This window comes from Cyclobacteriaceae bacterium (assembly GCA_025808415.1).
Taxonomy (GTDB): Bacteria; Bacteroidota; Bacteroidia; order Cytophagales; family Cyclobacteriaceae; genus UBA2336.
The window spans coordinates 1-23,169 of record CP075525.1 but is presented as its reverse complement, the minus strand read 5'-3'; the positions used below and the strand labels follow the sequence as shown (position 1 = coordinate 23,169).

General features: G+C 43.2%; 24 protein-coding genes. 18 read left to right on the top strand and 6 right to left on the bottom strand.

Features of this window, described 5'->3' with window-relative positions; translation table 11 throughout:
- Positions 1-14: 14 nt before the first annotated feature.
- From KIT51_00120 to KIT51_00110, 3 genes are all read left to right on the top strand, one after another.
- Positions 15-263 carry a hypothetical protein gene (locus tag KIT51_00120; GenBank protein UYN86727.1) on the top strand — a complete coding sequence of 83 codons (249 nt, stop codon included), beginning with the start codon at positions 15-17 and terminating at the stop codon, positions 261-263.
- A gap of 198 nt (positions 264-461) precedes the next feature.
- Positions 462-1,391, top strand: coding sequence for a histidine kinase (locus KIT51_00115; GenBank protein UYN88444.1), 930 nt, complete (start codon positions 462-464; stop codon positions 1,389-1,391).
- On the top strand, positions 1,388-2,113 hold the full coding sequence (locus tag KIT51_00110) for a LytTR family transcriptional regulator DNA-binding domain-containing protein (protein UYN86726.1): 726 nt from the start codon (positions 1,388-1,390) through the stop codon (positions 2,111-2,113). Before KIT51_00115 ends, KIT51_00110 begins: the two co-directional genes overlap by 4 nt.
- Here the strand turns inward: KIT51_00110 and KIT51_00105 are convergent, their stop codons facing one another.
- The 3 genes from KIT51_00105 to hemW are packed head-to-tail and all read right to left on the bottom strand — an operon-like array spanning position 2,114 to position 4,392.
- Entirely contained in the window at positions 2,114-2,482 is a 369-nt protein-coding gene (locus KIT51_00105; protein UYN86725.1) for a hypothetical protein, read from the bottom strand.
- A gap of 21 nt (positions 2,483-2,503) precedes the next feature.
- Complete coding sequence (locus tag KIT51_00100) at positions 2,504-3,262, bottom strand: cyclase family protein (GenBank protein UYN86724.1); 759 nt, start codon at positions 3,260-3,262, stop codon at positions 2,504-2,506.
- Positions 3,259-4,392, bottom strand: a complete 1,134-nt coding sequence (hemW, locus tag KIT51_00095) for a radical SAM family heme chaperone HemW (protein ID UYN86723.1) — start codon at positions 4,390-4,392, stop codon at positions 3,259-3,261. Before hemW ends, KIT51_00100 begins: the two co-directional genes overlap by 4 nt.
- An 82-nt stretch (positions 4,393-4,474) precedes the next feature.
- On the opposite strand from hemW, the gene KIT51_00090 reads away from it, so the two are divergent.
- The 7 genes from KIT51_00090 (at position 4,475) to gldN (ending at position 12,099) form a co-directional block, all read left to right on the top strand.
- Positions 4,475-5,563: a DUF4271 domain-containing protein gene (locus KIT51_00090; GenBank protein ID UYN86722.1), complete on the top strand. Its 1,089-nt coding sequence runs from the start codon at positions 4,475-4,477 to the stop codon at positions 5,561-5,563.
- A 21-nt stretch (positions 5,564-5,584) separates the two neighbouring features.
- A complete protein-coding gene (locus KIT51_00085) occupies positions 5,585-6,361 on the top strand; it encodes a uroporphyrinogen-III synthase (protein ID UYN88443.1) in 777 nt (258 codons plus the stop codon).
- Positions 6,362-6,474: 113 nt separating this feature from the next.
- The gene (locus KIT51_00080; GenBank protein ID UYN88442.1) at positions 6,475-7,437 is read left to right on the top strand and encodes a type IX secretion system membrane protein PorP/SprF; all 963 of its coding nucleotides are present in this window, start codon (positions 6,475-6,477) and stop codon (positions 7,435-7,437) included.
- Positions 7,438-7,558: 121 nt separating this feature from the next.
- The gene (locus KIT51_00075) at positions 7,559-8,647 is read left to right on the top strand and encodes an SUMF1/EgtB/PvdO family nonheme iron enzyme (protein ID UYN86721.1); all 1,089 of its coding nucleotides are present in this window, start codon (positions 7,559-7,561) and stop codon (positions 8,645-8,647) included.
- Between the two features lie 64 nt (positions 8,648-8,711).
- Entirely contained in the window at positions 8,712-9,536 is an 825-nt protein-coding gene (gene gldL, locus KIT51_00070) for a gliding motility protein GldL (GenBank protein ID UYN86720.1), read from the top strand.
- Positions 9,537-9,588: 52 nt separating this feature from the next.
- Positions 9,589-11,178 carry a gliding motility protein GldM gene (gldM, locus tag KIT51_00065; GenBank protein UYN86719.1) on the top strand — a complete coding sequence of 530 codons (1,590 nt, stop codon included), beginning with the start codon at positions 9,589-9,591 and terminating at the stop codon, positions 11,176-11,178.
- A gap of 6 nt (positions 11,179-11,184) precedes the next feature.
- Positions 11,185-12,099 carry a gliding motility protein GldN gene (gldN, locus tag KIT51_00060; protein UYN86718.1) on the top strand — a complete coding sequence of 305 codons (915 nt, stop codon included), beginning with the start codon at positions 11,185-11,187 and terminating at the stop codon, positions 12,097-12,099.
- 39 nt (positions 12,100-12,138) lie between these two features.
- On the opposite strand, the gene uvrC is transcribed toward gldN, so the two are convergent.
- The 3 genes from uvrC to KIT51_00045 are packed head-to-tail and all read right to left on the bottom strand — an operon-like array spanning position 12,139 to position 18,798.
- Positions 12,139-13,929 carry an excinuclease ABC subunit UvrC gene (uvrC, locus tag KIT51_00055; GenBank protein UYN86717.1) on the bottom strand — a complete coding sequence of 597 codons (1,791 nt, stop codon included), beginning with the start codon at positions 13,927-13,929 and terminating at the stop codon, positions 12,139-12,141.
- Positions 13,930-13,940: 11 nt separating this feature from the next.
- Positions 13,941-16,268, bottom strand: a complete 2,328-nt coding sequence (locus tag KIT51_00050; GenBank protein UYN86716.1) for a transglycosylase domain-containing protein — start codon at positions 16,266-16,268, stop codon at positions 13,941-13,943.
- Complete coding sequence (locus tag KIT51_00045) at positions 16,219-18,798, bottom strand: tetratricopeptide repeat protein (GenBank protein UYN86715.1); 2,580 nt, start codon at positions 18,796-18,798, stop codon at positions 16,219-16,221. Before KIT51_00045 ends, KIT51_00050 begins: the two co-directional genes overlap by 50 nt.
- Positions 18,799-18,981: 183 nt before the next feature.
- Here KIT51_00045 and KIT51_00040 point away from each other — a divergent pair, with 183 nt between their 5' ends.
- The 8 genes from KIT51_00040 to atpH form a co-directional block, all read left to right on the top strand.
- Positions 18,982-19,755 (top strand): peptidoglycan DD-metalloendopeptidase family protein, encoded by a 774-nt coding sequence (locus KIT51_00040; GenBank protein ID UYN88441.1) that lies wholly within the window; start codon positions 18,982-18,984, stop codon positions 19,753-19,755.
- Positions 19,756-19,767: 12 nt separating this feature from the next.
- Positions 19,768-20,208, top strand: a complete 441-nt coding sequence (locus KIT51_00035; protein ID UYN86714.1) for a polymer-forming cytoskeletal protein — start codon at positions 19,768-19,770, stop codon at positions 20,206-20,208.
- 7 nt (positions 20,209-20,215) lie between these two features.
- Positions 20,216-20,392, top strand: coding sequence for an AtpZ/AtpI family protein (locus tag KIT51_00030; protein UYN88440.1), 177 nt, complete (start codon positions 20,216-20,218; stop codon positions 20,390-20,392).
- Between the two features lie 3 nt (positions 20,393-20,395).
- The gene (locus KIT51_00025; protein UYN86713.1) at positions 20,396-20,746 is read left to right on the top strand and encodes a hypothetical protein; all 351 of its coding nucleotides are present in this window, start codon (positions 20,396-20,398) and stop codon (positions 20,744-20,746) included.
- A gap of 89 nt (positions 20,747-20,835) precedes the next feature.
- Positions 20,836-21,864 carry a F0F1 ATP synthase subunit A gene (atpB, locus tag KIT51_00020; protein ID UYN86712.1) on the top strand — a complete coding sequence of 343 codons (1,029 nt, stop codon included), beginning with the start codon at positions 20,836-20,838 and terminating at the stop codon, positions 21,862-21,864.
- A gap of 86 nt (positions 21,865-21,950) precedes the next feature.
- Complete coding sequence (atpE, locus tag KIT51_00015; protein ID UYN88439.1) at positions 21,951-22,172, top strand: ATP synthase F0 subunit C; 222 nt, start codon at positions 21,951-21,953, stop codon at positions 22,170-22,172.
- A gap of 79 nt (positions 22,173-22,251) precedes the next feature.
- Positions 22,252-22,746 (top strand): F0F1 ATP synthase subunit B, encoded by a 495-nt coding sequence (locus tag KIT51_00010; protein ID UYN86711.1) that lies wholly within the window; start codon positions 22,252-22,254, stop codon positions 22,744-22,746.
- 4 nt (positions 22,747-22,750) lie between these two features.
- Positions 22,751-23,169: ATP synthase F1 subunit delta (gene atpH / locus KIT51_00005; protein ID UYN86710.1), on the top strand; the 419-nt coding region annotated here is incomplete at its 3' end.

Below are 23,169 nucleotides of genomic sequence, written 5' to 3'. Positions count from 1 at the left end.
TTGAAAAAGCAGACATGAATTCACAGGTGCGCCAATATCTTTTTGGGTTAATTTTTATAGGGGTAGGTTGCTACCAACTTTACATTAATGATATGTTGGAGTTTTCATTATATGCCTGTGCAGGCTCAGCATTTATTTTTAATGCATTAACGGCCGAGCCCCGGTTGGTTTCCTATAAGAAGCCCCTGGTCATTATAACCTGGGTTTTGATCATGGCAACGGCACTCTTGTTTTTCTACTTGTTGCGCTACAAATTCTTCTGATTTTTCCTTACGTGTAATTACGGTACCACGGGTAGGTAAGGAACCCTTACCTTTGAACATTGTTTTTACGGCTTTATGGTCGATAATAAAAAGCGTCTTTATTGGATATTACAGATTAGTGGTTGGTCAGCCTATGCTATCCTTCAAATATTGATTAGCGTGTTGGCTTCTGAGCAGGGCTTTGGCTGGCGAAGAACTATTTTCTTTATCGCGGAAGCATCGTTGTTTTTATGCATCACTCATTTTTTCAGGCTTTACCTTAACAGGCGCCAATGGATAAGGCTGAAGATCCCACGGCTTATTCCACGCGTTTTGCTGGCTTCGGGCGCGTTGGCAATAGTCGCCTATTTTTTCAGGATTCCGCTCGGCTTCATTACGGGTAGAACAAACGTGCTGGATACAGCATTTAACCCCGATCAGGTGTTGGGTTTATCTATCGTTTACATGGTGTTCTTTTTTTTGTGGAGTGTGTTTTATTTCACTTATCATTTTATTGAGCAATACAATAAGTCGTTGAAATATGAGGCTTCCATGGTTGAGATTGAATTGAACAACCTTAAATCACAGCTTAATCCGCATTTCATTTTTAATGCATTGAACAGCATACGTGCCTTAGTGGATGAAAACCCGAAGAAGTCTAAACAGGCCATTAACCAGCTTTCCAATATTCTCCGAAACTCGTTGGCGTACGAGAAAAAAGGACTTACCCGTTTTGAAGATGAACTCAAAATGGTAAAGGATTACCTGAGCCTGGAGAGTGTGCGGTTTGAAGAGCGTCTCAAAACCGACTTTAGTATCGATCCCCAGTCGGCCGGGTTTAGGGTACCACCTTTAATGGTGCAAACACTGGTGGAAAATGGTGTAAAGCATGGCATTTCGAAATTGACTGAAGGTGGGGTCATACAACTTCGAACGATTGTTGAAAATAATCGTTTAAAAATCCAGATCCGCAACAGCGGGCAAATATTAAATGGCGCCCGAAGGGGAAGGGGCGGGCTGGGCATTACCAATACCATACAGCGGCTAAAACTTTTGTACGGGGATGAGGCCACATTTAGAATGGTTAATGAAAATGATAGTTTTGTGCTCACAGAAATAACAATACCGCAAAATCCGCATACCGCATGAGAGCATTGATAATTGATGACGAGCGCCTGGCGCGCAAAGAGTTGATGAAGTTGTTGGAGGACCACCCCTCCATTGAAGTGGTGGGCGAAGCCGCAAATGCGGATGAGGCCATTACCATGGTAAATGAATTGAACCCCGACTTGTTGTTCCTGGATATTCAAATGCCGGGCAAAACTGGCTTTCAGTTATTGGAAGAACTTGACTCCGTTCCATTAGTAGTGTTTACTACTGCATACGATGAGTTTGCGCTGAAGGCTTTTGAGGTTAGCGCATTGGATTATTTATTAAAGCCCATACAGCCCGAACGTTTGGCCGAAACAATTTCAAAAATTGCCGAAAAGGAAAGAGCAAAAATAGCAGCCACTCGCCCTGAAGGTGAGAAGAAGCTCGGTTTAAACGACCAGGTTTTTGTGAAAGATGGCGAGCGTTGTTGGTTTGTAAGTCTTTCCAACATAAGGTTGTTCGAGTCGGATGGCAACTACATCAAAGTTTATTTCGATACCAACCGCCCCATGATCCACAAGTCGCTAAATGCTTTGGATGAAAAATTGGATGAACGCGCTTTTTTCAGGGCCAGCCGTAAACACATTATAAACTTAAGTTGGGTTGAGAGTATTGAGCCGTGGTTCAATGGCGGTCTTATGGTAAAATTAAAGGGTGGCGATAAAGTGGAGGTAAGCCGCAGGCAAGCCGCAAAGTTTAAGGATATGATGAGCTTGTAGTTATTTCAGCACCAGGTCAATCAGTTCCTTCTGCACATTCCAGTCTTTGGCAAGCTTTAACATAGCGGTGGCTTCCATTTCGGTTACATAGCCTTTAAGATTATTGGCTTGCCACACCATGTTGATCAGTTCCACACGCTTATCCTTTGGATAATCCGCGATAATATCATTCAGGAAATCGCGTGCGCGTTCGAAAGAAGTGAGGTAGTCTTTAGCGATAAACTCCTGGGCCCATTGGTACTCCTCCTGGGCATCCAGTTCGGCTGCTGTTTTGTCAAGGTCTTTTTTCTCTTCTTCGTCCAGTCCGTGGTAATGAAAGATCACGGATTTAAGAAGCATGAATACGCGTTTTTCTTCAGTCGATTTCATCGGGGGATCTTAAGCGGGAAGTTACAAAACTTCTTTCAGCTTGTATAACACCGGCTTGCTGGGGCTGGCATCCATTTCCAGGCTGGCGATTTGCAAGTTAAGCAGGTAGGAACCATCGGGGATCGTATCCGGCACATAAATCAATTCCGTAATTGTAGCATGCTTTCTCGTTTCATGCGGATAGTTCCAAAATGCTTTGTGTGCAGATAACTTTCCCTCATCAACTTCTTTGTCCAGGCTGGGCAAGTCAATTAATAGATGTTCAATGCCCTGCCCGACTAAATGTGCCAAGGCATCGGCCTCAACAAAAGGTGGGTTAGTGCCCGAGTATTGTTTTGTTTTTTTTGATTGTTCGTTGGGCAGCGTTCGGATGATGAGCGCTTGTGTGCCGGGTATTAATGCTGCGTTGTTCATCGCCTGTCGGGGAATTACCCAATCCCCAAGTGAGTTTCTGATGGGTTGAACCGAAATGAGGTGAGCCAGGAAATGATAGCGCTTCAAGCTTTTGTTGATGGATGCACCATCGGGAGAAATGTGCCCATAGCACTCGGTGTGGGTTCCGTTGCCGTGCGGGGTTATGATTAATTTTTGATAGTTAACCGAACCTCCCTCCTTTACACTACCTGTAAAGCTGCCCTTCCGAATGGTCTCAAACTTAACCGGATCGGCCCAGTAACACGTTGGGTTATTTTTTCCTTCATGGACGGGAAGGGAGATGTCCAGTGGTTCATGCAGGTTTACCGAATAGGTGTTAGTATTAAGCGTTAGTGTAATAATCATTTTTTGTCAACAAATAAATCAGCGGCAATTTTATCGGCAACAAGTTTTCCTTTTCGTGTCAGTACTAAAACGTCACGGTTTAGTAAGGCCATTCCCTGCGCAATTATTTGCTGAATATAAGCACTATTATTTTCAAGGATGTTGTGGTTATGATTTTGTTTAAGGTACGCCATATCGGTTCCCCATTGGGTGCGCAACGTAGTCAGGATGTATTCGTTTATTTTATCTTCCGCAGTGAGTGTTTCTTTTTGCGCAGGCACAACATTTTGTGCGATGGCTTTCAGGTAAAGATGATTGTTGCTGATGTTGAATTGCCGGGTTACTCCATTGTAAGAGTGTGCACTTGGCCCTATGCCTAAGTAGTTCTCTTGCTTCCAGTAACTGCTGTTATGACGTGACTGAAAACCGGGCTGGGCAAAATTGGATATTTCATAGTGCTCATAACCTGCTTTATCCAGTGTATCCATAAGCATTTCAAACTGATGGGCCGCTATGTCATCCTCAACCACTTTTAATTTTCCGGCTAAGGACCATTTACCGAAAACGGTTTTCGTTTCAATGGTAAGGGAGTAGCAGGAGATATGTTCAGGTTTTAGGAGCAGTGCCTGTTCAATGTCCTGCTGCCATCGGTCGTTATCCTGCCCGGGAATGGCGTAAATCAGGTCAATACTAATATTGTCAAATCCGGCAGCCCGGGCATAACTAAAAATTTGTACGGCTGTCTCAGCATTATGCGCCCTGTTCATAAACGTGAGTAAATCGTTATGAAAAGTTTGGATCCCGATACTCAACCGGTTAATGCCAACCTGTTTCAATTGGGTTAAATATTTTTCAGTAAGATCATCCGGGTTGGCTTCAAGGGTGATTTCAGCCCTGGCGTCAACAGCAAATAGTTCTTTCAGGGTGAGCAACAAGCCAGATAGTTCCTCCTGGCTGAGAAGTGATGGCGTACCACCCCCAAAATAGATCGTATTAATATTTTCATCCTGCAGAAAATGCCGTTGTAGAAGAAGCTCCCTTTTCAGGGCCTCAACCATACCGCTTTTTATATCGCGATTAGTGGAGAAATGAAAATCGCAGTAGTAGCAGGCTTGCTTACAAAACGGAATATGAAAATACACACCGGCCATGAGGCAAAACTAATCATTCGAAATCTCGAAAGGATATTCGTTTTTGTAAGAATGTGTTACTATTCCATACTTTTGACCCTGCATGAGGCGAATAATTTTTTTGGTTGGCGTAATTCTATGTGCACGCACAATAGCAGCACAAGATTATTTTATCATAAAGGACTTCCGGCCCGATTGGATGGTCTTTAGGGAAGGTAAATACCATAACTACTCCGACATGGACAAAGGCCAGGCCATTCATATCTCCATAAACCCCGGGCTTTTTAAAGGCGACAAACTCTTATTGGAGAGTAACGATCGGTTTAGCGTATGGTTGAACAATCAACTCCTGACCGATCAGGTGAAGCGTAAGTTGATCAACATGGACAGCCTCTCCAATAGAATACTATGGATAAGCTTGTACCAGGAAGAAGGGATTACCGTTCAAAACCTGAGAACGCAAATTATAACAGAACTTCCTTCTTTGGCTTCTTCCGGTGGTCCCTTAACACGACACGTTAATGATGCACGCAACTTTGTTCTTGTTTCGGGTTTATTGCTTATTATTTTTTTTGTATTAATCCTTCGTCTTAACCCCAAGTTAACATTTCATTATTTTTCTGTTTCCAGGTTGTTTTCGTTACGCGAAAGCGAAGAAGACCAAATGTTTGCCCGAATAGCAAGCAGTGCAAATATTTTATTTTACATTTTTGTTTCATTGCTTATCGGATACATGATGATGGTAATGGTTATTGGGTTGCCCCCAGTTTACAGGCTCCAATTTTTTTTGGAGGCAGAAACATTCAAGGAGTTAGGTGTTCGTTGGCTTCAAGTAAGCGGTATTATTCTGGCGGCTTTTTTCGTTAAGTCCATCGCCATTATGCTTCTATCGGTTTTGTTTGATATTCGCGATCAGGCGGGTTTTCAATTCCTGGGTTTCATCCGTGCAGGTTTATTGATTGCCACCCTGTTAACAGGGTGCACCGTGTTTTATTTTATGATTAGTGGTAGCCACATGGGGTGGTACACATTTTTATATGAGTCTTTACGGTGGTTGATGATCGGGTGGATCATACTGATTTATTTCAAACTGAATAGGCGGGTGGCTTTCTCAGCGATTCATTTATTTTCGTACATTTGTGCCACCGAATTGATACCTTTTTTTGTAGCGTTTAAAATACTTTACGAGTAGGTGAATCCAGTACAAGTTGATATGAGTGAAAAAGTGAATGACCGGATGCGTAAAGTGAAGAGCATACTGGTAACGCAAGAGGCACCCACCGACCCTAACTCTCCATACTTTAAATTAATGGAGAAGTTTAACCTGAAAATTGACTTCCGCCCTTTTATACAGGTAGAACCGGTTCCTGCCAAAGAGTTCCGAAAACAGAAAATCGATATCCTGGACCATACGGCAATCATCTTTACCAGCCGCAACGCAGTTGACCATTTTTTTCAGATCTGCCAGGAGTTGAAGGTTGAGATGCCGGCCGATATGAAATACTTCTGTATCTCAGAGCAAACATCAAATTACCTGCAGAAATACATTGTTATCCGTAAGCGAAAAATTTTTACCGGCCTGAAAACAACTCAGGACCTTCTGGAAATACTGAAGAAGCACAAAAACGAAAAATATCTTTTCCCCTGCTCCGATATCCGTAAAAATGACATTCCCGATTTTTTAAAAGACAATGGGTTTACGTTTACCGAGGCAATTATTTACAACACAGTAGCCAGCGATCTTTCCGACCTTGAAAATGTTTTTTATGATGTGTTGGCATTCTTTAGCCCCTCCGGTATCAACTCTTTGTTTGTGAACTTTCCCGATTTCAAGCAAAATAGTACCCGTATTGCAGCGTTTGGACCTACTACGGCAAAGGCTGTGCGTGATGCCGGATTGATTCTGGATATTGAGGCTCCACTTCCCAACGCGCCCTCCATGACGGGCGCCATAGAACTCTATATTAAGAAAGCCAACGGCATTAAATAACTGATTCATTCATTGGATTTTACAAATAGGTGTTTTTTATTACACTTTAATTACATGCACGTTGAAAGTGTCGTAAAAAAGCATTTACTTTAACCTTGCATGTTATCACTTTAATGCTCAGGAAAGGTTTCTATATAATTTTTTGCCTTCTGCTTGCCGGTAGTCACCGCCTTTTTGCACAGCAAGACGCACAGTTTACTCAGTACATGTTTAACCACTTGTACCTTACCCCCGCAGCAGCCGGTGCCGATGGGGTAACCAGGGCAACGGCTTTTCACCGCAGCCAATGGTTGGGCTACCAGTCTACTTTTGGTGATGGGGGCGCACCAACTTCGCAACTAATCTCCTTCTCAACCCCTATCCACAAGCTTAAAAGTGGTTTTGGTGTTTATGTGATGAACGACAGGCTAGGCCCTCAAAATAATTTGGAAGCACAGGCCATGTATGCATATCACCTGGGCATAAAGGAAAGCAGCAAACTTAGCTTCGGTATCAAGTTGGGCATGTACTCGCAATCGCTCGACTTCGATAAGTACCGTGCTATTGATCCTTCCGATCCTTTTCTTCAAGACAAAACCGGAAAGGAATCCCAAATCCGCCCCGACCTTGGTGTGGGGCTGATGTACAGGAATGAAAAGTTCTATGGTGGCGTAGGCTTTAACCACCTCTTAAAATCAGAATTTGATTTTGGAGTGAGCCAACGCAACGCCCTTGAAAACCACATGAACCTAACAGCAGGCTATTTCTATGATGTTAATTTCGACCTTCAGATTAATCCTACCGTCCTTGTAAAAACCGATTTCAACGAGACTTCAGTTGATCTTGCTGTAATTGCCACCCTTCGCAATACGATGTGGGGAGGATTAGCGTTCAGATCATCAGAGGCGGCCAACCTTATATTAGGCTATGCATTCCTGAAAGATAAGTCGTTGCGCCTTGGTTATTCGGTTGACTTTGTAATTAAGGATCGGGCAGCGAAGGAAAACTTTTCGCATGAGCTAATGCTCTCGTACGAATTGCCGGTAATTGCAGGTGGCGTTAAAAAGATCGTTCGAACCCCCCGTTACAGGCATTAGGCGGCAAATTATTTTGGTTTTATGCGAATTTTGTAGAATTTGGTAAGCAATTTTTAAAAAATAGGGCATTAAGCACTAATTTCGGGTCTTTATAATTTTTTGGCAAAACTGTAATTGATATATGAGCAAGTCGGTTTCTTCTAAACTTTTGTTACTCGTTGCGGGTATTGCTGCCAGCGCCTGTGGATTACTAGGTATTGGCGGTGGTGGTCGTGGCGGTGACCGAGGCGAATTGGTTGGTGTTCCCGGCAGACAAGGTTGGGTAATGACCATTCCCTATGGTATGGTGCCCATTCCGGCTGGAACCTTTCACATGGGCCAAGCTGATGAAGATCCCGCATCAACCCAAATCAACTTTAACAAGCAGGTTACAATTGGTTCATTCTTTATGGATGACACCGAGATTACAAATAATGAATACAGGCAGTTTACCAATTTTTATCTGGTGGACAATGGAAGTATAGAAGGCTTTGAGACCATTGATCAGCAAACTTTCCGTGATAAGTATTACCCTGACACAACTGCCTGGGTAAGGGATTTTGCCCACCATATGGGTGATCCTATTCAAGACTATTATTATTGGCACCCTGCCTATGACGATTATCCTGTTGTTGGTGTTAGTTGGGATGCTGCCGTTTTCTTTTCTGACTGGCGGACAGCCTACCTGAACGATTTCAGAAAGAGCGTTGGTGATTTCCCGATGCCCAATTTCCGGTTACCGTCAGAAGCTGAATGGGAATATGCCGCCCGCGGGGGCCGTGACCTGGCCAAATACCCTTGGGGTAACCCATACATCCGTAACTCAAAGGGTTGTATGTTAGCAAACTTCAAACCCGGCCGTGGTAATTTTTATGATGATGGTTTCGCTTACACATCTCCGGTCCAATCTTACTTTCCTAATGACTATGGCCTTTATGATATGGCCGGTAATGTTTCGGAGTGGTGCTTAGATGATTTCAATCCTGCGTCTGTTCCTACAGTTTGGGACTTGAACCCACAATACATTGACCCACGTACCAACCCAGAGGATTCACGCTACAACGCGAAAATTGCCCCTAAAAAAGTTGTACGCGGTGGTTCCTGGAAGGATGTGGCCTACTACCTTGAAACCGGTACACGTACATACGAATTCAAAGATTCAACGCGCGCTTATATTGGGTTCCGGTGTGCTTTAACCCACTTAGGCCGCTCGTCAGGACGCGAATTTTAATTAATAGAAATCTCTACTTAACTTTAATAAAACCAGACCCAAAAAAACTTAAACCCATACTACAATGAGCAAGAAAAAAGGCGGATTTGCAGAACTTCTCTTTAAAACCATCATGCCAAAAGTCTATGGTATTGGTGCAGCGGTGGTAATTGTTGGAGCGTTATTTAAAATCCTTCACTTAACCGGTGCCGACCAAATGCTGATGGTTGGTCTGCTTACAGAAGCAGCCATTTTCTTTTTAAGTGCGTTTGAACCACCTGCAAAAGAAACCGATTGGACTAAAGTTTACCCTGAATTAGCCGAAGATTTTGAAGGCTCAATTTCTACACCCACGGTGCGCAAGGCAGGTGCCGGTGCTACGGATTCGCCTCTTCTAAAAATTGATGAAATGTTAAAGACCGCCAAGGTTGACCAAAATCTTTTGGATAACCTGGGTAAAGGCTTAACCAATCTGGCAGATTCTGCAAAACAGATGAATAATCTTTCAAATGCAGCCGTTGCCACTAATGAGTATGCCACTAATGTAAAGACCGCTTCGAAGGCTTTGTCGGATATGAATTCGTCATATAAAACAGCCATTGAGGCTGTTGGCTCAATGGCCAATGCATCAAAAGATGCCGGTGAGTATCATTCGCAAGTACAGAAAGTTACTAAAAACCTGGCAGCGCTTAATTCTGTGTATGAAATGGAATTGAAAGATGCTGACAGCCACGTGAAAAACATGAACAAGTTTTATGAAAGCCTTACCGGTGCTATGTCAGGTCTTTCTAAAGTTGGTGAAAACACAACCAAGTTTACAACGGAACTTGGCAAATTGTCTGATAACCTCACCGCCCTTAATAAGGTTTATGGCAGCATGCTCACTGCTATGAAGGGTGGAGGAAATTAATTGAAACAGTAGAAGGTTTAAGATTTAGTATACACGATAAAACCAGAAAAAAATGGCAGGTAAAAAAGAAACCCCCAGGCAGAAGATGATTGGTATGATGTACCTCGTACTAACCGCTCTTCTGGCGCTTCAGGTGAGTAGTGCAGTACTTGAAAAGTTTGCCATTATAAATGAAACGCTTAGCCAGTTGGTAATTGAAACCGATAAGGCTAATCAAAGCCAGCTAGCAACCATTTTAAAGGAAGGCGGTAAGAGCGAAAAGCCGGAGATTAAAGCCGCGGTTGAGAGTGCCCAAAAGGTGCGCGATCTCACCACGAATACGAATAAGTGGATTGAAGAATTGAAGAAAGAGATGCTGAAGGTTTCCGGAAGCGATAAAGTGGACGAGAGCCTGATTAACAATCATGGCTCTGCGGTAGCCACCATGATGATCGACAAGAAGAATAAGTGGGGAAAGGAATTTGAAACAACCTTGAATAACTACGTTAAAGAATTGAATTCATTAACGGGCGAAAATTTCAAGACACTGGCAAAGGCCCCAAAGGATATCCCTGTTTTTGCGTCCGATCCGGATCACGTCAGAAAGGATTTTTTAACGTTCACATTTGAAAACACTCCTGTAATTGCTGCATTGGCATCCGTTTCTCAAATTCAAACGGAGGTATTGGAATATGAATCAGTGGCGTTGCGAAAACTTGCCGAAAAGGCTGGTGCTGCCCGCGTGGCGTTTGAAAATATTATCCCAATGGTTAGGCCTAAGTCTTCCATTGTAGCGGCTGGTGCTCCTTACGAAGCAGATATGTTTATCTCTGCTTCATCTTCTGCCTTGAGCCCCGAGATGACTTACAATGGAAAACCTATTCCCGTTGAAGTGGATAACCCTACCGGAATTAAAATGGGAAGGTTAAAGTTTACTGCAGCCGGAGGCAATTATGATGCGCAAGGTTTATCGAAACAAACGTTCAAAGCTGAAATTAAGCTGAACGATGAAGTTTATGAGCAGACGATAGAATACTTTGTCGCCAAGCCGGTAATACGGGTGACTACTGGAACGGCCCCAACGCTTTATATGGGTTGTGGTAATAGTGTTAACATTGAAGTACCTGCTTTGGGCACTAACTATAACCCTACATTTTCTGCCACAGGGGCCGAGATTCAAAAAGGCCCCAAGACCGGAAATGTCATCATTATCCCAAGCCAACGTAAGGTAAATGTTTCGGTTAACAATTCCGGAACCTTCATTGGCACTGAGCAATTTGACGTGAAGAATGTTCCTCGCCCCCGCATTATTGCCAAGGATAACAATGGCCGTGATATCGATTTGAAAAATGGTGTTAAGGCTGGCGCGATTGCAGGATTACGTATCAATGCGGATCCTGACGAAAACTTTAAGGCTGAAGTTCCACAGGATGCTAATTTCCGAATCCGTAACATGTCTGTGATTCTCGCACGGGGAACGCAGCGTGTTCAGGAAATGACAATGACAAGTGAAATTATAGACCTAAGTGCATGGCGTGCACTGATGCGCCCTGGTGACAGGATAATTGTTGAACCTAAAACTGTGGTGCGCATGACCTTTAAAGGAAACGCTGAACCTGTTACGGTTTCAGGAAATGACATCATAACCATTCCAATTCAATAAAAATTTATGACAAGCATTGTGAAGCGATTTTTTTATGTGTTGGCGCTAATTACTCCTGTGGTTCTCTTTGCGCAGCCAGAGGAGGTTCAGTACAACCCTAATTCTTTAAATCCGATTCCACGTTATGAGCAACTTTATAAGTTGCGCGTATGGAGAATTATGGATCTTAAGGAAAAGCAGAACAAAGGTTTTTTTGCTTCCAATGGTGAAATTACCCGTTTGTTAATGGATGCCGTTAAATCCGGGGAAATTGCGGTTGTTTACAAGAGCGACTCTTTGTCGGAATCCAGTGTTTACACAAAAGACGAGTTTTTGGCTAACCTTGTTTCTCAGCAAGGCCAAACTTTTCCGGCATGGGATCCAACAATGACTTATTACCAAACTGATATTGTGTCTTTCAATGGGAAAAACTACGAACTGCAGGTTAATACAAACAGGGGCACTAATCCATCTCAGTCTCCTGGCGGTGAGTGGCTGGTTACTACTCAAGGAAAAGGCTTAACCTTCTTGCCAAGGGAAATTGATGTTATCAACATCGTTGAGGACGTTATTTTCGATCGGAGAAGATCACGCTTGTACTATGACATTCAGGCCATTGAAATGCAGGCGTACGATCAAAATACCTCTACTTACAAGCCTCTTGGCTGGTTTAAGTATAAGGACATCGAAAAAGTTTTTCGCAACAACCCTGCAAAGGCAGTTTGGTTTAATCGTCAGAATACGGCTGAAAATAAAAATTTTGCTGACGCGTTTTTGCTCAGGTTATTTAAGGGAACAATCTACAAGATTGAAAACCCTGATGATTACAGGATAGAGGATATTTACAGGAATAATAACCGTCCGTATTATGAAAGTGTATGGGCGCGTGAGTGGGCTGAAATTATGTTGATGGAAAAAGAGCATAATTTGTGGGAATTCTAACGCCTAAGGAGATCATTACAAAAAACCCTGACCACACGGTCAGGGTTTTTTGTTGCTGAACAATTTTAGTGCCTTTGATTTCCCGATGAGTTTCTCAATATCTTCAAAACGCGCTTCCCTGATCTTTTTTACTGATTTGAAATGCTGAAGCAGCTTTGTAATAGTTTTCTCACCAATTCCTTTTAGCTCATCCAACTCCGTAGTAAGGTGTGCCTTACTTCTTTTTTGCCGGTGAAAGGTTATGGCAAACCGGTGGGCTTCGTCCCGGATCTGCTGCAGTAAAAGTAACCCTGGTGATTTTTTATTGATGTGCAAGGGCAATGGATCCTCCGGGTAATAAATTTCTTCCAGCTTCTTAGCTATTCCGGCAATGGGTATTTTGCCATAAAGGTCAAGCTCTTTTAGTGCTTCACAGGCGCTGCTCAGTTGGCCTTTGCCACCATCCACCAAAATCAGGTCAGGGAATTCTTCCCCTTCTTCAACGAGCCGTTTATACCGCCTGCCTACAATCTCTTTCATGGATTCGAAATCGTTTGGCCCTGTTACGGTTTTGATGTTGAAATGACGGTAGTTCTTTTTATCGGCTTTGCCGTTTACAAAGCGTACCATGGAGGCTACCGGCTGGTCTCCCTGAAAATTGGAGTTGTCAAAACATTCAATAGTGCGCGGTGCATGTTGCAGGTGAAGGTCTTTTTGCAGGATTTCGATTACTTCATTGTTCCGTGATCGTTTCTCAGTGCGAAGAAGTTCCCGCTCCTTTTGCATTTCCAGTGCGTTTTTAAGCGAGAGCGCAACCAATTTTTTTTTATCGCCAATCTTTGGAACAATATTTTCTAAACCATCCGGCAAAACATTAATGGGTAAATTGCTATAAACTGAAGAGTTTAAAGACATGGTTTTTGCGCGAAGGTCAATCAAGACAAAGGCGAGCAATTCATCATCGGGTTCATCCAGCGACTTCTTGATCTCAATTGTTTTGGAGTAGATGATTGCCCCTTCTTTAATGAGCATGTAGTTGACATAAGCAAATTCATTTTTGCTGGTAATAGTAATTACATCAATATCGGTAAGGTCTTTATTAACAACCAACGATTTGGTTTGAAACCGTTCCAGAACTTCCAGCTTTTCTTTATAATACTGAGCCCGTTCAAAAGACAGGCTATCCGCTGCCTTTTTCATCTGTTGGAGGAAGTGGTTCTCCACGATACTCAAATTCCCCTTTAGGATGTTTCTGGCTTGTTCAATGTCCTGGAGATAATCTTCTTCAGTTTGAAGTGCTTCACAGGGGCCCTTACAATTGCCGATATGAAACTCGAGGCATACCTTAAATTTTTTCTGATCAATATTTGCCTTACTTAACATCAATGAGCATGTGCGGATGGTGTACAGTTTTCGGATCAGCTCTAAAACACTTTTCATGGCCACAACACTGGCATACGGCCCGAAATATTCGCCCTGTCCTGTATTGTATTTTCTTGTGGCTATGATCCTGGGGAACCTTTCTTTAAGAATACACAGGTATGGAAAAGTTTTATCATCCTTGAGCAGGATGTTGTACTTCGGTTGATTTTGTTTTATCAGGTTATTCTCCAGTAACAGCGCATCGAATTCCGTATTCGATACGGTGTATTCAATTTTTGATATTTCTGAAACAAGCTTTAGCGTTTTTCGGCTTATGCCGCTGCTTTTAGAGAAATAGCTGCTAACCCTTTTTTTCAGGCTTTTTGCTTTCCCTACATAAATGAGTTGGTTCTCTGTATTGTAAAACCGGTAAACACCAGGCGAATCGGGTAGGCGTAAGGAATATTCTTTAAGCTCATCATGCAGCATGCTGTTGAGCTTTAATTGAAGTCATCCCATGGCTTATGGTCAATAACCTGTATGGAATCGGCACCCGGATAACGGGAGCAATCTAAGGTTATATCAAGCCCCGTTTTGGGCCTTTTAAATTGACCTTTTTTGTAATCAAGGGATTCGTCTCTGTAGACTTTTGTCATGAACTTGTCCCAAATGGGGCGTGCGGTTCGTGATCCCTGTCCGGAGCTCCAGGTACGGTAATGGATGCTCCGTTCATCGCCACCAACCCACACACCGGATACAAGGTTGTGGGTAACGCCCATATACCAACCATCGGAAGCGTTGTTGGTGGTTCCGGTTTTTCCGCCAATTTCATTATCAATTTTTAAATCTCGACTTAGCCCGCGTGATGTACCACCTTCTTCTTCCACCCCACCTTGCAGCATATAAATCATTTTATAGGCAGTTTGTTCACTAATCGCTTCGCGGGTTTTAGGTACAATACTTTCAATCACGTTTCCATTCTTGTCTTCTATCCTGGTGATGTAGTACGGCTCGGTATAAATGCCGCTATTAACAAACGTGGCATAAGCCCCGGCCATTTCGTAAAGCGAAACGTCACTTACACCGAGGCAAAGTGAGGGTACAGGATCCAGCGTGCTGGAGATACCTACCCGATGCGCAAATTCAACAACAGTTTTTTCTTTTATCTCTTTCATTACTTGTGCGGTAATAGAGTTTACCGAACGTGCCATGGCCTGGCGCAAGGTCATTTTTTCACCAGTTCCCCGCGAGCCATCCGAATTTGGAGGATACCATGTTCCGCCCGGAACATTGAATACCGGAGAAACATCAGTCAGTTCGAGGCATGGGTTATACCCAAGTTCAAGGGCAGCACCGTAAACGAAAGGCTTGAAGGTAGAGCCGGGTTGTCGCTTTCCTTGCCGTACGTGATCGAACTTAAAATACTTATGATTAACACCACCAACCCAGGCTTTAATTGCCCCGGTGTTGGCATCAATGGCAATTAAGCCGGTATGTAAAAAGCGCTTATAGTAGTTTAATGAATCCATTGAACTGAAAAGTGTATCACGCTCGCCATTCCAGGTGAATATGCGCATGGGCTTTTTCAGGTTCAGCATAATTTTTACCGAGTCGTTATCGGCACCGTACCGCGCCACTAAGTTTTTGTAAGCATCGGTTTGTTTAATACGTGATTGCAAATAGCCTTTTATCTCATTTCCACTCTCATCAATCCATGGATTTTTCCCTTTCCAGTGTGTATCAAAATCGCCTTGTAAAAATTTCATGTGCTCCGCTACGGCCTCTTCAGCATAGCGTTGCATGCGGCTGTCAATAGTTGTATAAATTTTTAGCCCCGATTCCCACAAATCAATTCCCCTGGCTTTGCACCATGCCATCAAATCCTGCCCGATAACACTCCGGAAGTAAGTTGCCAAACCTTCGTTTTGGTTTTGCACCCGGTATTGCAACACAATAGGCAATGCCCTAATGGAGTCGTATGCTTCGCGTGATTTTATGTAGCCGTGGTAATACAGTTTTGCCAGCACTTCGTTTCGTTTTCGTAGTGAGTTTTCAGGATTGGCCACTGGGTTAAAGCGGGTAATGGCCTGCAGCATACCCACGAGTACAGCCGACTCTTGTACATTTAAACTGTCAGGGGTTTTACTGAAGTAGGTTTCAGCAGCTACCTGAATGCCGTAGGCGTTGCTTCCAAACTCCGCGGTATTCAAGTACATGGCAATAATTTCTTCTTTAGTGAAATTCTTTTCCAGGTGGTAAGAAATAATCCATTCTTTTGTTTTCTGTATTACCCTTCGGGGAGTCCGGCCTAACTTTCCCAACGTACCGTCAAGCCCCATGTTTGGATTTTGTGTATACAAATTTTTGGCGAGCTGTTGTGTAATGGTGCTGCCACCACCGGCAGGACTAAACGTTAACAGGCCTTTAAGTACCCTCAGGTATGCAATAAAGTCCATACCGGAATGGCTATAAAACCGGTGATCTTCCGAAAGGATAAGTGTGTTCACCAAATCTTTTGAAAGGTTGTAATACGAAACCTGGCTTCTGTTGTATCGGAAGTACCGGCCAAGCGAAACACCATCAGCCGAAATCAATTCAGAAGACAGGTCGTTCTCCGGGTTTTCAATGGATTTTAAGCTAGGCATGCCACCGAACAGCCCAAACAAATCAATGCTTACAGAATAGATATAAAGCGGAAACCCCAGGATGAAACAGAAGAAAAGAATCCAAATGATTTTAACGATTCGTTTAAACCACGGAAGCTTTAACCCTAAGGCACTATGGATTTTTCGGGTTATAGTTTTTTTCAAAGAATTGGAGGTACTCATCTAGGCCTTTTGTACGGTAAAAGATATCGAAATTGTTTTTCGTAATTACAAAAGTATTGAATTTATGGTTCTTTAAAGCGTTGAGCGAAGGCTGCTTTTCGTTAAACGTGCGGTAATACTCAAGGGCTGCTTTCATTTTCGGCAAGTCAGAAACAAAGGTGATGGAGAGACCTTCGTTAAGGATCAGATTACTGACTTTTAAGCTAAGTTCCTTAAAGTTCGCCTGGTTAAAAGCATCCATTGTTTTTGATGCGATGTCTTCCATTTTCGCCTCCGTTTTATAAACCATTACAAAATAATGGGGTTCATCAAACGAGGTACTGTATTGGATGCCTCTTTCCTTTTCGCGTTTTAACTCAAAATCACGTGAAGCAGATAACAGTCTTTTAGCGTAGGAAGTTACTTCAGCCTCGGGATTATTTTTTATAAATTCATCAAGATTGTATTGATACTGGGCGAGGCTTTCGGATGGACCAATAACCAGTATTTTCAACAATTCAAGGTTAGGCGTGAAGGTTGTTTTTTCTTCTGCAAGGGCTTTATTGATCAATGCTATTGCTTCGTTGAGTTGCCATGTTTCAAATTTTTGGTAAGCCTCCCGATAAAGTGCTTTTTGTAATTCAACGACCTGGCTCGATTCCAACAAGTAATCGGGGTTAATAAGGATTTTGGCGAACAAACTTTCCGGAAATTCGCTTGTTAGTTCCTGGGCATAACGCTCGGCTTTTTCAGGCTGAACCTCTTTATGCATCAGGTAAAGTTTGTATAAAACTTCAGGTCGGTAATGGGTATTGGGAAAACGGGCCAGTAGTTTTTCATACGTATTAACGGCATTGCGTTTTTCCTGTAGTTTGAAATAGTAAATGTCTCCCAATAAAAAGTAAGCATCCTCAATTTTTTCCAAAGCCTCCTCAACCTGTTCGGGTGTTTTGGGTAATTCTTTACTTATTTTATTAAACTCACTCAACACCGGGTCGGCTTCGGTTTTATCTTCTGTTGTTTCTGTAGATGGAAGAAGCTGATTTTCTGATCCAACAATAGTATTGGGGCGTTGTGCTACCGGTACTGCCCGTGATGATCTGCGCCAATTATCTTCAAGGGGTATGCTGCCCCAAATTCGCCTAAACTCCTGTTGCCCCAAGGCACGCGCGGAGGCATTTCCAAAATACCAATCGGTCCCTTCCAATGATGTTGCCGTAGTAAAGGATGAACTTACCTGGCTAATGTCAATGCGGTTTCTTTTTTTCTTTTTTCCCGGCTTGGCTTCCGGCTCTTTTTTGCTTTCGAGCATGGTTTGAATATGCACCATAAGCGCAGCCGAATCCAGCTTGGCCAACACCAGCAAACTATCCTGCCATTCAATCGTTTTCAAATGCTTGACGAATTCTGCAAGCACTTCCTGCCGTGATTTAATAGCGGGGTAATCCTCATAGTCTTTATTTAGTGTTGTTACCGTGCTGTCGTAATAAAGCTTGGCTTTCTCGTAATCCTTAAGGGTGTCGTAATAAATTTCACCCAACCGAAGGTAAGCTTCACCATCAATTTGTTTGTTGTTGCCTTCACGAAGCGCCAGCTTGTAGTTTTCAATAGCTTCTTTGACGTTATCTTGCTTGCGTTCAAACACGCCCATCTCGTAGTATATCTTGTCTTTGAACTCTTTGTTCTTACTGTCTTTTAAAAGTTTCTTAAACGATTTGCGTGCGTTGGCAATGTTCCTGCTTTTTGAAATCTCGGCCACCTGTGCCATGTATAAGCGGGCGTAAAAATCAACCTCGTATTCAGGATGGGTTTCAATGCACTTCCTGAAATAGTTGTAAGCCTCGGCTTCAAACCCAAGCTTTTGGTACACTTGCCCGAGTATGAAATAGATCCTTCCGGGCCTGTCTTTCTTCTTTAAGAGCGGCACAGCTTCGGTAAGGTTTTTGACAAAACGGTCATCATCATCACGCACCTGGTAGTGGTAAGCTTTTTCGAGGTAAAGATTTTTAAGATTGGTCTTGCTTAACTTCTCTTTTTGAAGGAAATCGAACGTGGCCTCGGCATTGCCATACTCGCCATGCTCGGTAAAGGTCCGGGCCAACCACAGCAAGGCCTGGTGGCGGGCATTTATATCGGCACCTTTTGTGTTAACATATTTAAAGGTTTGGATAGCATTGCCCCAGTCCAAACTGTATAACCTTCCTTTGCCTACGAGAATGTAGCTATCATCAACCCATTTGCTTTTGGGGTGGCGTTGAATGGCAATAGAGGCCATCTTAATGGCTTCCTGAACATCTTTATCATAACTTTTTGCCAGGGTCGAGTCAAGGGGCGGATAGAGGCGAAGCACACGGTTGTAATCATCTTTATGATGTTTTCGTATAGTGTTTTCGATTTTGGTGATCTCTTCCAGCGCATAATAGTATCCATTATAGTGCGCAGTGGTATTGTGAAAGGCTTTGCTGGTAAACGTTGTTGATTCAGAGGAGCACCCTGCTACAAGCAAGGAGGCAAAGGCCAAAAGAATAGTATGGATGGGGACAATTTTCAAGGGCTTGCAGCTCAACGCATTAGAAACGCAAAAAACGAATATTCCATATTAATTCCCGGTAGAATATCTACTTTTGTGGGCTAAAATCGTGATTTGAAGCCAAAAAAGACATTATCGAACTGGTTAACCAACCGGTATCAGCTGGTTATCCGAAATGAGGAGAATTTTGCTGAAAAAACAAGCATGGGGTTTACCTACTCCAAAGTAATTCTTTTTTCAGTTATCATATTTGCCATCATCTTCGGTATAAGCCTTTTTTTAGCGCAAACCATTTTGGCCAAGTGGTTCGATCCGCGGTTTGCACAAATGCAAATGAACAAGCAATTGATCGAGCTTGATCAAAAAGTTGATTCCCTTTACCTGGAAGTTGACCGGAAAGACCAGTTTATTCTGGGCATTCAACGGGTGTTAAGTGGGGACACGGCAAACTTCAGTGACCCGGCAAAATATTTACGCGGTGATGGGCAGGCATTAGTAAAGCCTGCCGAATTAAAACTAGCTCCCGCAGATACTGCATTTCGAAAAGAATTTGAAAAATCGGATTTGGCTTTGATCACCCTGGCCAGTGTTAAATACCGCGAGTTGCAGGAAACGTTTTTCTTTTCTCCGCTTACGGGATTTCTATCCGATCAATACGATGCCAAGCGCGGCCATTACGGTGTTGACATTGTTGCCAAAACCAATGAACCTGTAAAGAGCATAGCCGATGGTACCGTTATTTTTGCTTCGTGGACGCAAGACTCAGGGTATGTCATGATGATCCAGCATAAGGGCAACCTCATCTCGGTATATAAGCACAATGCCCAACTCTATAAAAAAGTTGGTACTTTTGTGAACGGAGGAGAAATCATTTCTATTGTTGGCAACAGTGGTGAAATGACGGATGGACCGCACCTTCATTTTGAATTGTGGTACAACGGCAACCCGCTTAATCCGGAAGAGTTCGTAACATTTTAACTTTTAAGAATCATGTTTACTTCAAAAGAAGAAAAACGCGTAGCCGAAGAAATCAGCAACTCCAGTAACACCATTGGAAAGGGAACTTTCCTGGAGGGCAACATAGAAACGTACGGGAATATCCGCATCGAAGGAAAAGTTACGGGGCATGTCAAGTCAAAATCCAAAGTGGCCTTGGGTACATCATCGCAGGTACATGGTAACATTACCGCACAAAATGCCGACATCGAAGGCGAAGTAAAAGGCAAGATTGAAATTGCCGAGCTGCTGGTGCTAAAAGCAACGGCTGTTATACACGGTGATATTTTTACCGGCAAACTGGTAGTTGAGCCGGGAGCAGTTTTTAATGGCAGTTGTAAAATGGGTGCCACCATTAAGGAAATTAAGATAGGTGAAAACAATGGCTTCGGAGCATCACGATCCCTCGCAGGAACAGAAGCCAAAACCATATAACAGCTACCTGAAATACAGTAGCCTGGCCCTTCAGCTTTTGGTTACCATAGGGTTGTTCGCCTGGCTCGGTTATCAACTGGATCAATACCTGCAATTGCATTACCCGATTTTCTTAATCGTTTTTGTTTTTGTTGCCTTCGGGGGCATGATGTTTCAGTTGTACCGGTCAATTGATAAATCCTGATCTGTGCTTCGATTTCTTATCGCTATTGGGATTGTAGTTGTAGTGGCCGTAGTTGTGGGCATGACTCTTGCGCATCAGCCTTCGTTCTATTTTCAAACCCTGGCTTTACTGGCCATTGGAACCGGTGGACTTTACCACTTCTTGCTAAAGGTACGTTCCGGCAACCCTGATTCTTTTGTTCAACTTTACCTGGCTACCATTGCGCTTAAGCTTTTGGCGTATGGAGTTTACCTGGGAATTGTTATTTGGAAAGATCGTCCCGGAGCCATCGAAAATGTTGTGTTTTTCATGATCGCCTACATAATCTTTACGGCACTGGAAGTGGTTTTTTTGTGGCGTAAAGTGAACACCTGAAACAGCCCAAAAAAAAATCAAAACATTTCATTCTCATGGTTTAATTAATACCTTTGCGGTCGGATTTTAAACCCCCTAATCTGGCCAAAATGAGCGTTTTAACCCGAAAATTCAGTTCTTTCTTTTTAACCGTTGCGCTCGTATTTTCTGTTGTCTTTTCTTCTTTTTCCAAGGCTTCCGGATCGGCCGAAGAAGGTGGTGCATTCAATGCCAGCGAAGTGATTATTCACCACGTTTTGGACGACCACACCTGGCACTTTTGGGATGGGCATTACGGTACACTTTACCTGCCGGTAATCGTATACTCTGCTGAACGTGGACTTGAGATATTCTCATCGAAAAACTTTTATGATGAGCATCACCATGTAGTAGAATACAATGGCTACAAGCTCGACCATGGTCATATTTATTTAGCCGATTCGGGTAAAGCAGTATTTGATATTTCAATTACCAAAAACGTAGCCATGTTGCTGATCAACGCAACACTGCTTGTTGTGGTTTTTCTTTCAGCCGCTAAGGCCGCTAAGAAAAATTCGGGCAAGGCTCCCAGTGGCGTTCAATCGTTTCTTGAACCTATTATTGTATTTGTTCGCGATGAGGTTGTAAAGCCAAACATTGGTCACCATTACGAAAAGTTTCTTCCTTACTTGCTCACACTTTTCTTCTTTATCCTTTTTGGAAACTTATTAGGGCTGTTGCCGGGCGCAGGTAACCTCACAGGAAATATTGCAGTTACGTTAACGCTTGCTGTATTTACATTCATTCTCACTAATGTGAATGGCAACAAAGCTTATTGGGGTCACATCTTTTGGACGCCCGGTGTGCCGTTGCCTTTAAGGTTAGTTATACTCCCGGTTGAAATTGTAGGTGTGTTTACAAAGCCCATCTCATTGACCATTCGTCTTTTTGTGGCCATTACGGCAGGGCATATTGTATTGTTAAGTTTAATAAGCCTGGCCTTTATTTTTCAAAGTATTGCAGTGGGCCTGGTATCAAGCCTCATTGTATTATTTATAAATCTTATTGAATTGTTGGTGGCCGGTATACAGGCATATGTGTTCACGTTGTTCACATCGCTTTATATTGGTATGGCTACGGCCGATCACGAGCATCACTAAGATTATTTAAAGATATCCCTGGCGGAAACGCCAGGGCTTGTTTCACTTAAACACATAACAAAATGTTAACTGCACTTTTATTGGACATCAGCTATGCAATTATGGGCGCTGGTATCGGTGCTGGTCTGGCTGCAATTGGCGCTGGAATCGGTATCGGTAAAATCGGTGGCTCCGCTATGGAAGGTATGGCACGTCAGCCTGAAGCTTCTGGTAAAATCCAGGGCGCCATGCTGATCATCGCTGCACTTATCGAGGTGGCTGCTCTTTTCGCACTCGTTATTTGCTTGCTGATTTCGTTCAAAGGCTAATGGCCACGAAGGACTTGCCAATGGCAATGGGCCAGGCAAGTCCTTCATTTTAAAGAAACACCTATAGAATTTAAGATATATGGAACTTCTAACACCCGGCACCGGCCTCATCATTTGGCAAGCATTTGTTTTCCTGTTACTGGTGCTATTGCTGGCCCGTTTTGCCTGGAAGCCAATACTCGGATCGCTCAAAGAGCGTGAGGAATCTATTAAGAACGCACTGGAAACAGCCGAGCGTGCGCGTGCCGAAATGGCGCGCATACAAGCCGACAATGAAAAACTTTTTAAGGAAGCCCGCGAAGAGCGCGACAAAATTTTGAAAGAAGCCCGCGAAGCTTCCAACCGCATGAAGGATGATGCGCAGGCCGAGGCAAAAAAGGCAGCGGATAAAATTATTGATGATGCCCGCGCGGCTATTCAGGTTGAGAAGCAAGCTGCCCTGAAAGATGTGCGTGTGCAGGTGGCCATGTTTTCCCTTCAGGTTGCCGAGCAACTGATGAAGAAAAACCTTTCATCAGACAAAGCACAGAAGGAACTGGTGGAAGGATTTATCAAAGAATTGAAACTTAATTAATGCCATGGCAGAAGCACGGGTAGCATCACGTTACGTAAAGTCATTGCTCGGCCTGGCAGAGGAGCAAAAGTCGCTGGACAAAGTTTACCAGGACATGCGTTTATTCACTAAAGTTTGTGATGAAAACCGATCCTTTTCCGTCATGCTGCGCAGCCCTGTAATTCGCCACGACATGAAGCGCCAAATCATGGCCAAACTTTTTACAGGTAAAGTTGAGCCGTTAACGCTTGCCTTTTTTGATATCATCACAAAGAAGAACCGTGAGCCGCTATTACCGGCAATTGCCCGTGAGTTTCATAATGCGTATAACCAATATAAGGGAATCAGTAAAGCATCTGTTGTTACAGCTTACCCTATCGATGCACAACTGCGTGGTGAAATTGAAAGCCTGGTTAAAAAGATCAGCGATAAAAAGCAAATTGA

Bases quoted from the DNA above. Each gene is read 5' to 3' on its own strand.
- uvrC (UYN86717.1), bottom strand. From the start codon at position 13,929: ATGCTGCATGATGAGCTTAAAGAATATTCCTTACGCCTACCCGATTCG.
- KIT51_00035 (UYN86714.1), top strand. From the start codon at position 19,768: ATGTTTACTTCAAAAGAAGAAAAACGCGTAGCCGAAGAAATCAGCAAC.
- KIT51_00105 (UYN86725.1), bottom strand. From the start codon at position 2,482: ATGAAATCGACTGAAGAAAAACGCGTATTCATGCTTCTTAAATCCGTG.
- KIT51_00090 (UYN86722.1), top strand. From the start codon at position 4,475: ATGAGGCGAATAATTTTTTTGGTTGGCGTAATTCTATGTGCACGCACA.
- KIT51_00110 (UYN86726.1), top strand. From the start codon at position 1,388: ATGAGAGCATTGATAATTGATGACGAGCGCCTGGCGCGCAAAGAGTTG.
- atpB (UYN86712.1), top strand. From the start codon at position 20,836: ATGAGCGTTTTAACCCGAAAATTCAGTTCTTTCTTTTTAACCGTTGCG.
- KIT51_00010 (UYN86711.1), top strand. From the start codon at position 22,252: ATGGAACTTCTAACACCCGGCACCGGCCTCATCATTTGGCAAGCATTT.
- KIT51_00075 (UYN86721.1), top strand. From the start codon at position 7,559: ATGAGCAAGTCGGTTTCTTCTAAACTTTTGTTACTCGTTGCGGGTATT.
- gldM (UYN86719.1), top strand. From the start codon at position 9,589: ATGGCAGGTAAAAAAGAAACCCCCAGGCAGAAGATGATTGGTATGATG.
- hemW (UYN86723.1), bottom strand. From the start codon at position 4,392: ATGGCCGGTGTGTATTTTCATATTCCGTTTTGTAAGCAAGCCTGCTAC.
- KIT51_00040 (UYN88441.1), top strand. From the start codon at position 18,982: ATGGGGTTTACCTACTCCAAAGTAATTCTTTTTTCAGTTATCATATTT.
- KIT51_00050 (UYN86716.1), bottom strand. From the start codon at position 16,268: ATGAGTACCTCCAATTCTTTGAAAAAAACTATAACCCGAAAAATCCAT.
- KIT51_00120 (UYN86727.1), top strand. From the start codon at position 15: ATGAATTCACAGGTGCGCCAATATCTTTTTGGGTTAATTTTTATAGGG.
- gldL (UYN86720.1), top strand. From the start codon at position 8,712: ATGAGCAAGAAAAAAGGCGGATTTGCAGAACTTCTCTTTAAAACCATC.
- KIT51_00080 (UYN88442.1), top strand. From the start codon at position 6,475: ATGCTCAGGAAAGGTTTCTATATAATTTTTTGCCTTCTGCTTGCCGGT.
- KIT51_00100 (UYN86724.1), bottom strand. From the start codon at position 3,262: ATGATTATTACACTAACGCTTAATACTAACACCTATTCGGTAAACCTG.
- gldN (UYN86718.1), top strand. From the start codon at position 11,185: ATGACAAGCATTGTGAAGCGATTTTTTTATGTGTTGGCGCTAATTACT.
- KIT51_00085 (UYN88443.1), top strand. From the start codon at position 5,585: ATGAGTGAAAAAGTGAATGACCGGATGCGTAAAGTGAAGAGCATACTG.